9 protein-coding genes are annotated in these 13785 nt (G+C 38.2%); 4 read left to right on the top strand and 5 right to left on the bottom strand.

All coding sequences use genetic code 11. The features are described from left to right. Positions 1–143: 143 nt before the first annotated feature. The 5 genes from wecA to H4J54_RS09800 form a co-directional block, all read right to left on the bottom strand. Entirely contained in the window at positions 144–1172 is a 1029-nt protein-coding gene (gene wecA / locus H4J54_RS09820; RefSeq protein ID WP_182190706.1) for a UDP-N-acetylglucosamine--undecaprenyl-phosphate N-acetylglucosaminephosphotransferase, read from the bottom strand. Positions 1173–1183: 11 nt separating this feature from the next. Further along, positions 1184–2230 (bottom strand): Wzz/FepE/Etk N-terminal domain-containing protein, encoded by a 1047-nt coding sequence (locus H4J54_RS09815; RefSeq protein WP_182190705.1) that lies wholly within the window; start codon positions 2228–2230, stop codon positions 1184–1186. Positions 2231–2590: 360 nt separating this feature from the next. After that, positions 2591–3634 (bottom strand): NAD-dependent epimerase/dehydratase family protein, encoded by a 1044-nt coding sequence (locus tag H4J54_RS09810; protein WP_182190704.1) that lies wholly within the window; start codon positions 3632–3634, stop codon positions 2591–2593. A gap of 161 nt (positions 3635–3795) precedes the next feature. Further along, on the bottom strand, positions 3796–5076 hold the full coding sequence (gene tviB / locus H4J54_RS09805; RefSeq protein WP_220464224.1) for a Vi polysaccharide biosynthesis UDP-N-acetylglucosamine C-6 dehydrogenase TviB: 1281 nt from the start codon (positions 5074–5076) through the stop codon (positions 3796–3798). 173 nt (positions 5077–5249) lie between these two features. Beyond that, positions 5250–7970, bottom strand: coding sequence for an SLBB domain-containing protein (locus H4J54_RS09800; RefSeq protein WP_259367039.1), 2721 nt, complete (start codon positions 7968–7970; stop codon positions 5250–5252). 679 nt (positions 7971–8649) lie between these two features. Between H4J54_RS09800 and H4J54_RS09795 the strand changes: the two genes are divergently transcribed. From H4J54_RS09795 to serA, 4 genes are all read left to right on the top strand, one after another. After that, the gene (locus H4J54_RS09795; RefSeq protein WP_182190702.1) at positions 8650–10182 is read left to right on the top strand and encodes a peptide MFS transporter; all 1533 of its coding nucleotides are present in this window, start codon (positions 8650–8652) and stop codon (positions 10180–10182) included. 300 nt (positions 10183–10482) lie between these two features. After that, positions 10483–11121: a 5-formyltetrahydrofolate cyclo-ligase gene (locus H4J54_RS09790; protein WP_182190701.1), complete on the top strand. Its 639-nt coding sequence runs from the start codon at positions 10483–10485 to the stop codon at positions 11119–11121. Positions 11122–11459: 338 nt separating this feature from the next. After that, a complete protein-coding gene (gene rpiA, locus H4J54_RS09785; protein ID WP_182190700.1) occupies positions 11460–12116 on the top strand; it encodes a ribose-5-phosphate isomerase RpiA in 657 nt (218 codons plus the stop codon). A gap of 109 nt (positions 12117–12225) precedes the next feature. Beyond that, on the top strand, positions 12226–13455 hold the full coding sequence (gene serA, locus H4J54_RS09780) for a phosphoglycerate dehydrogenase (protein ID WP_182190699.1): 1230 nt from the start codon (positions 12226–12228) through the stop codon (positions 13453–13455). Positions 13456–13785 lie beyond the last annotated feature (330 nt).

The following is a 13785-nucleotide window of genomic DNA, read 5'->3' as shown; positions in this document are numbered from 1 at the left end:
ATTATTTATTGTGCTTTTTTTTCAATTTTTCACATTAAACTTGAAAGGCTAATGTATTACAATTCAGAAATATTGCACAAAGTTTTTTTTACTCTAAATTAAGATTTATAAAATAATAAACCTAGGGTTATATCAATTTATTATTACTCATCATACTTCCAACTAAAATGCCGAGCATATTTATTATAAAGAATAAACATCAACACAAATAGCACCAACTCAATACTTTCAGGTACTTGAAAATACTCACCTAACACACCTAATATCGACATAAGTGCCGAAGCGATTGAAATAACCACTAGTGTTTGGCGTGAAGACAAACCTGCGCGTTGTAATATGTGGTGTAAATGATCTCGGTCTGGTTTGAAAGGAGATTTACCTTTACGGTATCTGCGCATAACTATAGCTAACATGTCCATTAAGGGTATGGCACATATCCATAATGCGGTTACTGGCCTAAACGAGGCGCTTTCGCCTTGCGTACCAATAGTTAATAGCCATATAACACTTAGGCCGATAAACATACTACCGGCATCGCCCATAAATATTTTTTTGCTATAACTTTTGAAAAAACCTAAATTGAAAATCAAATAAGGTAAGGTTGCAGTCGCTAAAATTAGTGGATAGCTTAAGTAGCTCGTATTGCCACTTATTAAAAATAAAACCGCAATGGCGGTAAAGGTATTTAAACTTAAACTACCAATTAAACCGTCAATACCATCAACCATGTTGTAAGCATTAATTACTACGATAATAGCAAAATAAGTAAATAAAATACCTACTGGGCCCAGCTCAATATCGCCGAAACTAAATAAGTTACCTAAGTTTGATATATAACCACCTACGCCAAAAATCATTAAACTGGCAATAATAATTTGCCCAACAATTCGAATGCGTACTTTAAGATCGTATTTGTCATCCAATGCGCCTATAAAAACCATCATCGCAGAGGCAATTAGGTACATACGTAATTCTAAGGTATTAGGTAGCCAGATTAGACTTGCCGCTAATACTGCAGCAAATATTGCAATACCACCAATAAGCGGCACTTGGCCGTCGTGGTGTTTACGTGCATTAGGTTTGTCTACTAAGCCAAGATCAATGGCAAGTGGCTTGAATACTTTTATTGCAATAAAAGAAAAGCAGAAGGCAGTTAAGGCAGCAATGGTCATTAAATATACTCCTATTTACTTGTAACTTCGGCTGAAACTTGAGCAACAGTAGTCGAACTTGTTGTTGGCTCGGCTACTTGGTTAGCACTATTTGAATGGTTAGTGTCATCTTTATTACCTTTATTAGAAAAGTAACGCACTAACACAATTAACACCGATAAAATGCCACCTAAGATAGTACCGAGCACAACAATTAAAGCTCGTTTAGGTTTGGCTTTTTCTTCTGGGGCATTAGCAGGGTCAATGGTTTTTAGCACATATTCTAGTGATACTTCCGCCAACATGATGGTTTTGGTTTGTTGCTCAATTAACTGATAGAACACCGTTTGCATATCCGCTAGTTGAGTTTCTTGCAGCTTAGTTGATAAATAATCGATACTACGTTGCGCTTCGGCTTTATCTTGTTCACGCATGGCGGCGTTAATATCACTTACTAGCCATAATAACCACTGTGTAGCAATTTTTGGTGAGTAATGCTCTATAGTTAACGTGATCATGCCGCTTTCTTTATCCGTTGCCACCGCTAAAATATCTTTAAAAGCTTTATAAGCTTCCCATGAAGAAGGTTCTGGCTGTTTTGGCGCTTCAACTTCTCGTAACCATATTTTAGTTGTCGCATTATAAATTTCATCATTATATATTAGTGTATTAGTCTTAACATCCCAGTTTTTAGCTGCCATTAAAGGTACTAATAACTGGTGTTTATTGATGAATTTTTCTAGAAATACTCGAGACTTTAACACTTCAAGCGCTAGGCCTGTTTTATCGGTGCCGCCACCGCCAAGGTTAATACCGGCAAGGCTTGCTAAACCACCGAACTGGCCAGCCATTTTCGCTAACCCGCTTGCACCACCTTGCTCACTGGCTGGCGCTAACAAGGTTGTAGCTTTATATATATTGGGTTGATTAATTGCATAGATAATTGACGAAATGGCGAAAAACGCACTGATAAAAATAATCAGTAACTTACCTGACCAAATAGCATGCCAAAGCTCTGCAAGGTCTATTTCGTCGTCTTCGGGAAGGTGGTGTTGCTGGTAAAATTCGTTTGAATTCATTGCTTCGACTTCATTTGAAGTACTTCCTTGCAATTTATGACTTTTCACAATAACTCGCATTTACGTTCATTTGATGATTATTCCTCTGGGCGATTAATTCGAAACTTTACGTTAAACGCCCAATTATAGCGTATTATAACAAGATATTTGTATTTTTTAATACTTGTTTATTGGTTTTACTTAAATTACTTGTTAATTTTTGTGTTATTTATTTAAACGAAAATATTTGACTATTTTAAGTTTATTGGCTGGTTGGGTTTTGCCCTTTTTTGTTATTTTTTCGTTTTGTAGCTGTCGACCCTGTAACAGATTTTGTTACAGGGTCTGGCTGTCGGACTGAAGTCCGACCTACAAGTAATTTTAAGCTTGCTTAGTCAAGAACTTGATATACCACGGCATTGCTTTGTCTATGCCTTGCTGAATACGGTATTCTGGTTGATAACCGAGAAGTTCTTTAGCCTTTGATATATCAGCCTGAGAATGGCGCACGTCACCCACTCTAAAATCTTGATATATTGCCGTTTTGGTATAACTCACATCATTAACTGCTAATGCAGAGGCTAAACTTGAATATAACTCATTAAGTGTTGTTCTATCGCCTAGTGCCACGTTATATACTTGGTTTTTACCTTGTTCATTCGCTGTTGCTGCTAATATATTCGCTTGCACGGCATTTTCGACAAAACAAAAGTCACGGCTAGTTTCACCATCGCCATTAACAAATAAGTCTTGGTTTTCTATCATAGCAGCCGTCCATTTAGGAATAACCGCAGCATAGGCTCCATCAGGGTCTTGGCGTTTACCAAATACATTGAAGTAGCGCAGGCCGGTGGCATTTAAACCGTAAGTTTTATTAAATACATCAGCATAAAGTTCATTAACATATTTAGTCACAGCATAAGGTGATAATGGCTTACCAATGTTTGCTTCAACTTTTGGTAACGCGGGGTGATCGCCATAAGTAGAGCTTGATGCGGCATAAACAAAAGTGGCTACTTTGGCGTCTTTTGCTGCGGTTAACATGTTAACAAAGCCTGTAATGTTGGCCGCGTTGGTTAAAATAGGATCCGCTATAGAGCGAGGCACAGAGCCAAGCGCGGCTTGATGCAATACGTAGTCAACGCTAAGGTTGTCTGTTGTTAAGGCTTGCTGACAGTCATCAAAGTTTCGAATATCGCCATTAATAAAAGTAAAGTTATGCCATTGCTGTGCTGAGACTTCAGATTTTACTTCATCTAAATTACGTTGGTGACCAGTAGCAAAGTTGTCTAAACCGATAACTTTTTGGTTTAATAATAATAATGTTTCTAAAAGGTTTGAGCCGATAAAACCTGCGACTCCGGTAACAAGCCAAACTTTTGGCGCTTGTTTAAGTTGCTTTTTTACTTCTTCATATTTAGACATTATTACTTCCATTAAGTTTTGAATATTAAGCTTTATTGTATTCGATGTACGGTTGTCGGACTAAAGTCCGACCTACAAAATAATCGCCTAAATCTATATTGTCACCTTTGGGCTCTATGTAGGTTGAATCTTTGGACTGCATTGCTGATTTAACCGCTACGCTATAAACGCATGTCTACTGACTCTTTTGGTAGTATATATTTTAGGTCATAAAGTACATGGTGTTGTTTACCTAGTTTGCGAATTTCGTCAACACCTAAGCACTTAAATTGATTATGTGCTACCGCCAAAATAATAGCGTCGTAATGACCCGCTTCGGGCTTTTCTGTCAGGCTTAAATTATATTCTTGCTGTGCTTGTTCGCTTGAACACCAAGGGTCAGTAATATCAACATTCATGTTGTATTCTTTAAGCTCACTAACAATATCAACAATTTTAGTATTGCGTAAGTCCGGGCAGTTTTCTTTAAAGGTCAGGCCCATGATTAACACATTAGCACCTTCTACCTGAATACGTTTATGCAGCATGTTTTTGACTAATTGCGAGACAACATAAGCGCCCATACCGTCATTTAAACGTCGCCCAGCGAGTATCATTTCAGGATGATAACCTACTGATTGCGCTTTATGCGTTAAATAATAGGGATCAACACCAATACAGTGCCCACCAACTAAACCGGGGCGAAATGGCAGGAAATTCCATTTTGTACCCGCCGCTTCAAGCACTTCTAAGGTGTCGATATTGAGTTTATTAAATATAATAGACAGCTCGTTAATTAAGGCAATGTTAACGTCGCGTTGTGTGTTCTCAATTACTTTTGCGGCTTCTGCGACTTTGATTGAACTCGCCTTATGGGTACCTGCAATAATAATAGAACGGTATAAATTGTCTACCATCGTGGCTATTTCAGGTGTTGAGCCAGATGTAACTTTTAAAATATTAGTAACTCTGTGTTCTTTGTCACCGGGATTAATGCGTTCAGGTGAATAACCCGCATAAAAATCTTTGTTGTACACTAAGCCAGAAAACCTCTCTACTACCGGGATACAAGCTTCTTCAGTCGCTCCTGGGTAAACCGTAGACTCATAGATAATAATATCGCCCTTATTAATCACTTTGCCTAGCATTTCGCTGGCTTTGATCAATGGCGTTAAATCAGGTTGTTTATGTTGGTCAATAGGCGTTGGTACGGTAACAATATAAACGTTAGAGTTTTTTAATTCATCAGGCGTGCAAGAATAACTAAGATTGGTTGTTTCGGCCAATTCTTCGTCACTAACTTCAAGGGTACTGTCTGTACCATTTTTTAATTCTGCAATACGTGCTTGATTGATATCAAAGCCTAAGGTTTGATATTTTTTGCCAAACTCTACTGCCAGTGGCAAGCCAACATAGCCTAAACCTATTATAGCAATTTTTACATCATTTAAATCACGTATCATTTTGCGAATCCTTTGCCTTTATTAGCGGTTATTAAAAAGTTTTAAGTTATTAGCGATCAGCCATCAGAAAAAGCTTTCAGATTGTTTTTTTGGCTTTATCCCACTACGTTTTTTATTCACTCGTTTACCCTGACGAACTTATCTTCGCTCTACAAATGATAATTACACCTTGGTTAAAGACCGCTGATTGCTGCAACAGCTACAGCCGCATTATAAATAATTTGTGTGGCTGTTGACCATAATGTTAGGTCATTCATATATTCAGCATCAAGCGGCACTACAATGGTATCGCCTGGTTTTAATCCAGCATCTTCTACGCCAGCAAACCAGTTACTTTCCTCAACCATTTTAATACTACCACTGGCCGAGATAACGTAAATGCGCTCGGCGTCAGCACGTTTTTTAATGCCACCACTTTGCGCGATATAGTCTTCAGTCGACATTATATTATTATATAAATGTGATGACCCCACCTGAACTTGGCCAATAACATTAATTGAATTTGTCTTAGTCGGTACATAAAGTATGTCTCCGCCTTCTAGTAACACATCGTCATTATTTGAAGCCATTAAACTGGGCAGGTTAATGACTAGACGCCCTACTGGCTCTAATTTAGTAATATCTGCTAATATTTTTTGACCGTCGTCGTAAGATGCTGAGCCACCTTGCTCGGTCAAAGATTTAGAGGCCATTTCAATACGTAAGTCGCCAGCAAGCTTAATTAAATTTTTCTTTTCTAGTTCTTTTAACTTTATGCGAGTAAATACTGACGCATCAGGGTGAGCATATTGGGTTAAACCGCCCGCTTTCTTGACTAAGTCAGCTAAGGTTTCACCACGGCTAATAGTATATTTACCCGGAAAGACAAACTCACCTCGTAATTCAACGATATAATTTTCACTCCAGGCCGGAATTTTATGCACATTCAGTCGATCTTTACTTTGCAGAGCAATATCGAAAACTTCATCTCTTTTTAAGGCTAAGCCTAGGTCGACATCTAAAGAAATTTTTGTCGCACCTGCCGCAGTAAGTGTATTACGAGTCACTTCTGCTCGCGCTAAGTAAGCCGACTCTTTCACGCCACCAGCGGCGGCTAATAAATCACTCACTTTTGCATTTTTCGCTAGCGGATAAACACCAGGAAATTTAACTTGGCCATCGACTTCGATCAGTTGAATGGGTTGGCCAGAAGCACCTTGTTGACGTAACTTTGTTAGCACTGGCGCTAACAAACGAGGGCGAGAAAACAAGCCCATTTCACGAATTTCGACTTTGTGGTCTAAACTAGTATTGGTCATCTGCACTAAAGATTGATTGGCTAAACGCCCTGCTTCTTCAGTTGCATCAGTGTCTGTTGCATATTGTGATGAACTGCCGCTATATTTGTCCCAAAACAATTTCTCTTTATGTGACGTTTTAGCCTGTTGCCGCTCTTTGGCAAAAAGTTGCTCTTGGGTAAAAGCCAATTGGTCTAATGATATTTTCTCATCCAACTGTTTAGTAACATTAGCAAATATCAATAGTTTGTCGTTAGGTAATAAGACAAGGTTATCAACCGGGTTAGGTGTTGAGTTATCAAGCGCCTTGGCTAAATTAAACTGTAATACTTCAATATTTCTGGCTTGGTCTTTTTGACGCACAATTAAGCCATAACTTAAATCTGCAGAAGGCAAGATATGAGAGTCTAAATTAGGTAATAAATCAGTTATTTTAAGACCTTGTTGCCATTGATATTTGCCTGGGCGTGTTACTGCCCCAATAACAGTAATTGATTGTTCATACATTCCCGAGCTTTTTAACACCCGAATATAATCACCGCTTTTTAGTAATTGTTTACGTGCTTTACTATCCGTTAGGTCAATATTAATGATGCTACGTAAACTGTCTTGATTGTAACGTTCTACTATGGTTGATTGCAGATAAGCTGATGGTAATAAACCACCTGCCATTTCAATAAGTTGATTGAAGTTATCGCCAGCTTTTAGTTCGTATATAGCGGGACGCCTAACTTCACCCCGAATTGAAACATTTTTACTTTGAGTTGGAATGAAAACCACATCGCCAGATTGCAACAAAATGTCGCTTGAAGAGTCACCGTTTATGAGTAGGTCGTATAAATCGACAGTTTGTACTATTTTGCCCGCGCGTTTTACTTCAATATTACGTAATGAGCCAATATCGCTAACTCCACCGGCAGCAAAAATAGCGTGCGTAACACTTGACAGTGAACTTAAGATATATGGGCCTGGTTTGTAAGCGTCACCTAAAACAAAAATACGCATAGAACGTAATTCGGCTAAACTGACCACCACGTTTACACCTATAATGCGTTGTTGAATTCTTTCAGCTAGAAATTTTTTCATTTCAGCAAACGCTAAACCAACCACTTTTATCGGCCCAACATCCGGAATAAGTATATTGCCCTCGCGTGTTATCGGCAGTGTGTACTCAGCATTTTCTTTACCATATATTTGTATCGACAATTGGTCGCCAACGCCTAATATATAGTGATTAGGAATAGCGATGTCCATAGTAGGAGTAAAGGTGCTGGGCGCATTCGAAAAAACGTCGATACCAAACCTTGTTAGTGGCTTAAATAATTCAGTGTCACTTTCAAACTCAATAACCTCTGCTTGCCCTACCACACTATTTTCAACTGTAGATCTTGGCACAACGGGTGTAGATGATAATTGTGTTTGTTGGTTGCTACCCGATATTTGCCCCATAACCGCATCGAGATCAACACCCATGTTTTGCGCTAATGCCTGCTGCTGAGATTTAGGTAAATTTTTAAATTGCTCTATTTGCTGCTGGCTAATTTGCGCCGCGATAGCACTAACAGAGAATGTAAAAACGACGAGAAGGCTTGTCAGTTGACGAATAAAATGCATCATTGGCGCGTATTTCTTCCTATATACGGGGGACATAACTTAGATCTAAAGTTAAACAGCGTCGAGTTTATCAGTAAGTGTGCTTTGATTACAGTAACTTTTTATTAAACCCATCATCAGATATAGCTCGGCGAATTGCAGCAGCGCTCAAGTTTTATTTGGCAAAATTATCAGTAATTTAGTTAATATTGTCTTTCTAACACGCACGTTGACTAATCAATGTCTATTAGCTGTTGATGGCATCGGATAACTTTGTTTACAGAAATTTTATTTTAGTAACAAACTTAGGCTAAAAATAAATATCAGTCTGAGCATCAGCCACTTTATTAAACAGCCACTAATCAAGCACGGCTCAGTTAAATTCCGCAATAATATATTGAGTTAATTGCTTATTTCCCCCTATCAGGCATTGAGTGATAGTAAAAAGTCATGATTTAACCCAACAAAAATTGAGCAGTTTCCCATCATTAACAAAAGATTAACCTGTCAGACTTGCCTTTCTAGGCTAGCAAAGGTATAAAACGGGCTAATTAATAAAAATTTCTAATTTACCTAAGCACGATCAACCCGATATATAGCCGCTTAATGTTGAAATTGCATGTTGCAGTGGAACCTAGATATATTGATGTTGAGACAAGAATAATTTTAAACCGTGTTTAGTATTACCTATCGAGGATTTTATATGAGTACCCCAAATTCAGAGGCTTTTTATGGCCATCCGGGCGGATTGAAAACACTTTTCGTCACCGAAATGTGGGAACGCATGAGCTATTACGGCATGCGCGCACTGCTTGTTCTTTTTATGACAGCAACCTTACAAGAAGGTGGTTTAGCATTAACTATTGCATCGGCAACCGCTATTTATGGTTTATATACAGGTACCGTCTATTTTATGGGCTTACCCGGCGGTTGGATAGCAGACAGATTACTGGGTGGGCAAAGAGCGGTTTGGTATGGCGGCATGATCATCATGTTTGGCCACATAGTTTTAGCTATCCCAAATGACAAAACATTCTTTATTGGTTTGATCTTAGTTATTTTAGGTACGGGTTTATTAAAGCCTAATATTGGCGCTATGGTTGGCCAATTATATAGTGAAAATGATAAGCGCCGTGATAGTGGTTATGCTATTTATTACATGGGCATTAACTTAGGTTCTTTCATTGGCTATTTAGTTTGTGGTTATTTAGCTTCAGATTTTGGTTGGCATTATGCCTTTGGCGCCGCAGCAATAGGTATGGCCGCCGGCCTTATTCAATATAAAATTACCACACCAAAATTAGAAGGTGTTGGCGCAAAACCGGTTGCACCTTTATCAGCAAAAGGTCAACGCACTAGCTGGATAATTATAGTAGCTTCGCTAGTCGCCATTGCAGTGGTCACTGTTTTAACCTTTGAAGGCATTGTGGTGATAGACCCTATTGCCACTGCACAATATGTTGCGATAGCATTTACTTTAATTTTTGTGATTTATTATGCCATTATTTACTTTTTTAGTGACTTAACCGGCAATGAAAAGAAAAAACTTTGGGCACTATTATTAATTTGTATTGCCTCAGCTTTTTTCTGGTCTGGCTTTGAACAAGCTGGCTCATCATTAAACTTATTCGCTCGTGATTACACTGACCGTATGATAGGTTCGTTTGAAATTCCAACGGCATGGTTTCAGTTTTCTAATGCGATGTTTATTGTTTTGCTATCACCTTTTTTCGCCGCGTTTTGGATTAAATTAGGTCAAAGAATGGTTACACCTGCATACGGCATTAAATGTGCTGTTGGCTTAATTATTATGGCAAGTGGCTTTATCGTGATGTTTTTTGCCGCACAATATGCAGCAAGTGGCTTACAAGTTGCGCCCGGTTGGTTAATTACCACTTACTTTTTACACACAGTGGGTGAGTTATGCTTAAGTCCTATTGCCTTAAGTGCCGTAAGTAAATTATCACCAAGAAGATTTGCTGGCCAAATGATGGGTGTATTTGTCTTAACGTATTCAATTGGTAATATTATTTCTGGTTTGCTTGCTGGTAATTACGATCCAAACAACGTTGAACAAATTCCAGCCTTATATATTCAAATCAGTTTATTTAGTATCGGTATTGGTATTATTATTTTACTCATTGGCTTGAAATCTAGATTCTGGGAAGCCTTAGAAACAGAAGAAGATGACACTTCATCGCCGGTTGAAGGTAAAAGCGCAACATCTACTGCATAATTATTTTGAATAATTAACATTAAAAATAGCCAACTAGATGTTGGCTATTTTTTTGTCTATGAAAATTGTTTAAGCTATCAGTAAAAGAAAATAGCTGTCAGCTTTCAGTAAAACATTAGAGTTGATGGTTGATAAAATTTTTTTAGGTCGAACTTTAGTCCGTCAAGCTTACAGCGAATAAAAAACCTAGTGGCATAAAGCCAAACAGACAAATAAACTGAAAGCTATTTTTTTAAATCTGACAGCTCAAAACTTCAAACTCAGCGCTGTCTTTTAAAACCTAAGGAGAAAACGCTATTGATGATGTCTACACGAAATGAAATAAGAAAATCACTGAGAACTAAACGCCAAAGTCTTAGTGAGGTTGAGCAACAAGAGTTCTCCGATGATTTACTCATTCAACTCAGCGCCCGTAGAGATGTGCTAGCGGCAAAAAACATTGCGCTTTATTTAGCCAATGACAGTGAGCTTGATGCTATGCCCTTTATAAAATGGTGCTGGCAAAACAACAAAAAGACCTACTTACCTGTTATTCACCCTTTTAGTCATGGGCAGTTATTATTTCTCCATTATGATGAAAGCAGTGTCATGAAAAAAAATAACTATGGCATTTTAGAACCTAAACTTGACGTGCGTTTGATTAAAGCTATCGGCGAAATAGATATTATTTTTACCCCCTTGGTTGCGTTTGACCCATTAGGTAATCGTTTAGGCATGGGCGGCGGATTCTACGATAGAACCTTATCATCCTGGTATCAGCAATACCGCCATCAGAATCAACCGCATGAGGTTACACAAAGCAAGTTAACAAAGCCTTATCCCATAGGCTTAGCACATGACATCCAATTAATAGACGCCATTCCCACACAACTGTGGGATATTCCCTTACCTGAGATTATTACGCCAACAAGACAATATAAATTTGATATCCATAAATAAAAGCTAATTAACTCGATACTCTTGTTATAATACTGACCAAAGCTAGAAGCGATAGTTAAGAGATAGCTAGATAGCTGTCAGTTTTAAGCTTTCAGCTATCAGTAAGTTACGAAGAGATAGTTGAGAGGTAGCTAGATAGCTGTCAGTTTTAAGCTCTCAGCTATCAGTAAGTTACAAAGACATAGTTAAAATATGTCTCGAAAACTTCTTTTGCTTTATAACTACCTCTCACTGAATGCTAATCACTTCTAACTTTTAACTGAACACTATCGTTTACTGAAAGCTGACAGCTTAAAACTGATCGCTAATTTTTTTTACTTATTTAAAACAGGCCTATTATGACTCAAGATGACATGAAAAAAGCGGCAGCAATAAAAGCCCTAGACTATATCAAAGCAGATACCATTGTTGGTGTCGGTACTGGCTCAACGGTAAATTATTTTATCGACGCCCTTGCCACCATTAAAGATAAAATTATTGGCGTAGTTTCAAGCTCTGAAGGCTCAACTGAGCGTTTAAAATCATATGGTATTGAAGTGTTTGAGCTTAATAACGTTGACGGTATTGATGTTTATGTTGATGGCGCTGATGAAATTAGCCCTCACATGCATATGATCAAAGGTGGCGGTGCTGCCCTTACCCGCGAAAAAATTGTTGCTGCGGTGGCAAAAACCTTCATTTGTATCGCCGATGACACTAAGCAAGTGCCTATGCTAGGTCGTTTTCCATTGCCGGTAGAAGTTATCCCAATGGCGCGCAGTTATGTCGCCAGAGAGCTAGTAAAATTAGGTGGTGATCCGGTTTATCGCCAAGGGGTTATTACCGACAACGGCAATGTTATTCTTGATGTGCATAACTTAAAAATAATGGACCCTAAAGCGTTAGAAAACAGCATTAACGCTATTGTTGGTGTTGTGACTAATGGCTTGTTTGCTAATCGTCCAGCAAATGTCTTAATTATCGGCAGTGCAGAGGGTACAAAAATAATAAAATAACACTTTAGAGTTTATACCCTATATGGTATTTTAGGTATCTAGCCATCTAAAAGCTTATTTGAAATATATTTAAGTACATCAATGTTTGATCGAGAGAAGATAAACTATCATGAGCAACAATTCACTAGCAAAAGACAAGATTAAGATACTACTTCTAGAAGGTGTTCACCAGAGCGCCCTTGAAGAGCTGAAAAATAAAGGCTATTCAAATATTGAATATATTAAAGCCTCACTTTCAGAAGCAGAGCTAATTAATAAAATTGCCGACGTGCACTTTGTTGGTATACGTTCTCGCACTGACTTAAATAAAAATGTTTTAAGCCACGCTAAAAAGCTGGTTGCTATTGGTTGCTTCTGTATTGGTACCAATCAAGTAGACAAAGCCGCAGCACAATCATTTGGTATCCCAGTATTTAATGCGCCATTTTCAAATACCCGCTCGGTCGCTGAGTTAGTATTGGGCGAAACATTATTATTATTACGTGGTATTCCAGAAAAAAGTGCCCAAGCACATCGTGGTGTTTGGAATAAATCAGCTACGGGTTCAGTTGAAGCCAGAGGCAAAACCTTAGGTATTATCGGTTATGGTCATATTGGTATGCAACTTGGCATACTAGCCGAAACTTTAGGGATGAAAGTTCGCTTTTTCGATATTGAAACTAAACTGCCTTTAGGCAATGCCAGCCAAGCGCCGACTATGACTTCATTATTGAAAGAAGCGGATGTTATTAGTTTGCATGTACCTGAAACGCCACAAACCAAAAATATGATGGGTGCAGCAGAATTTGAGGTCATGAAACAGGGTGTTATCTTTATTAATGCTTCGCGCGGCACTGTTGTTGATATTGAGGCCTTAGCCGAGGCATTAACCAGTAAAAAAGTGGCTGGTGCAGCAATTGACGTATTCCCGGTTGAACCTAAAAGTAATGACGATGAGTTTTTTAGCCCGTTACGTGCATTTGATAACGTGATTTTAACACCACATATTGGTGGCAGTACCAAAGAAGCGCAAGAAAATATTGGCCTTGAAGTAGCAAGTAAACTTGCTAAATATTCAGATAATGGTTCAACTTTATCTGCTGTTAATTTTCCTGAAGTATCCTTACCTGGCCATCTTGGCACAAGTCGTTTATTGCACATTCACCACAATAGACCTGGGGTGTTAACGCAAATCAACCAAATGTTTGCCAAACTCAATATCAATATTGCCGCTCAGTATTTACAAACCGCTGATCAAATTGGCTATGTAGTGATTGATATTGAAGCTGAAAATAGCAAGTTAGCCTTAAAAGAATTAAAACAGATTGATGGAACAATCAGAGTAAGATTATTAAACTAATATCAACGCTGATTTGAAAAACTAAAAAGCCAAAGAATATCTTCTTTGGCTTTTTTATTTCTGCTGCCGTTTGAGCTATAACACACTATGTTAAGTGCTTAACTTGATAAGATAAATACCGATTTACTATGACTCACCGTAAAGATTTATTTACCTCACAGCGACTTACTCACAGCATTGCCATATTTCCTGTACCTATTCGCTATTGTACGTCAATGCACCCGCGTTATTACTTACATGGATGTAGACTACTTAGTATTTCTCTGGCACAAAAAAATCACCGTACTTCCTGTAGATAAAAGGCAGTAAAAACTGCCCTTTAACACTAGC

Origin of the sequence: Colwellia sp. MB3u-8 (assembly GCF_014076985.1) — a bacterium.
Lineage (GTDB): Bacteria > Pseudomonadota > Gammaproteobacteria > Enterobacterales > Alteromonadaceae > Cognaticolwellia.
The sequence above is the reverse complement of the archived record's forward strand: the minus strand, read 5'-3'. Positions and strand labels throughout refer to the sequence as shown.